Source organism: Clostridium tepidiprofundi DSM 19306 (assembly GCF_001594005.1).
Taxonomy (GTDB): Bacteria; Bacillota; Clostridia; order Clostridiales; family Clostridiaceae; genus Clostridium_AC; species Clostridium_AC tepidiprofundi.
In genome coordinates, this window is the sequence record NZ_LTBA01000132.1 from 1 (window position 1) to 867 (window position 867).

1 protein-coding gene is annotated in these 867 nt (G+C 31.9%); it reads right to left on the reverse strand.

All coding sequences use genetic code 11. From position 1 onward, the window contains the following. Positions 1 to 58: 58 nt before the first annotated feature. The coding region (locus CLTEP_RS14040; protein WP_084365025.1) for an Rpn family recombination-promoting nuclease/putative transposase at positions 59 to 867 on the reverse strand (809 nt) is incomplete at its 5' end.

Sequence of the window (867 nt, forward strand, 5' to 3'; positions counted from 1 at the left end):
TAAAAGTGGGAGTCTTATAAAATCGATAAAGAATATTGTTACTATTCTCTTTTCTCTATTATTGTTTTCTCTTATTGCACAATTCCCTAATATCTTCTACGCTTAGTCCTGTAGCTTTTGATACCATATGCTCATCTATACCCATGTCTAATAAGTTTTTTGCAGTTTTAATGATTCCTTCCTTAATTCCTTCCTTAATTCCTTCCTTGATTCCTTCTTCTCTTCCCTTCTCCTCAGCTGCATTAATCTCGGCATTTCTTACCATCATCGCTTTTAAATCATTCTCATATATTTCTCTTTCTTCCTTATTTAAGCTCATTATATCTAGCCTCTCAGCTGCTTTTTTTATTTCCTCACTCTGTGCTAATTCTTTAGGAACAGTATCCTTATCAAATTCATACGCTTTTGTTAAAAATGCTGCCCACCTATCTAACGTTGTCCTTATTTCACTAAAATCTTTCTTGAATTTTGGAAGTTCTATAAAATGCAGTTCAAACAAATTACTAAATGACTTTTTGCTCTTTACATTGTATATTTTGTACACATTATGATATTCTTCTTCGTCTAAATATTCAAAGTCCAATATGTTTATGCCTATAGTTTTCTTCAGTAAATTATATTCATATCCGCTTTCTATCTGATCTGAATATACCTTCGCCCAATAATACAGAGCTCTCTTGTCATAAAAGCTCTGCTCTGCAATCTGCATTTCTATATCATACCATACTCCTTTTTCATCCACTGCCTTTATATCAAGTATGCTCATCTTACCTTGCCTGTAATTTGCTAAGTTATAAGGGTTTTTTAACTCTATATCCACTATTTGCTCATCTTCACTCAACACTGAATTTATAAATGATATCAAAA